This is a genomic window from Lysinibacillus sp. GbtcB16 (assembly GCF_019091145.1).
GTDB lineage: Bacteria > Bacillota > Bacilli > Bacillales_A > Planococcaceae > Lysinibacillus > Lysinibacillus fusiformis.
Genome location: NZ_JAGXJV010000529.1, coordinates 1 through 262, shown reverse-complemented (window position 1 = coordinate 262; position 262 = coordinate 1). Strand labels below are relative to the sequence as shown.

Annotated in this window: 1 protein-coding gene; it reads left to right on the top strand. The window is 30.5% G+C overall.

Annotation, left to right across the window (positions count from 1 at the left end; translation table 11 throughout):
- A partial coding sequence (locus KVT27_RS25120) for a hypothetical protein (RefSeq protein ID WP_217582224.1) occupies window positions 1-262 on the top strand: 262 nt, incomplete at both ends.

Sequence of the window (262 nt, the reverse complement as noted above, 5' to 3'; positions counted from 1 at the left end):
ATTTAACCTTTAAAGCGACTAGCAACTCTACTGTTACTTATGAAGATACTCGCACTGAAATCGGTTTATTAATAAGTAAAGAACTGCTAGAACGTATGGATGGACATTTGCAGGTAGATTACTATAAAGCTTCTATCTTATTTAAAATCCAAGTTCCTTTTTATGAATATAAAGAAATACATACTATTTTACAGGAACAACATAATTTTAAAGAAGTTTCCCAAGCAAACACTAGTCAGCAGCCAACAATTTTAATTGTAGA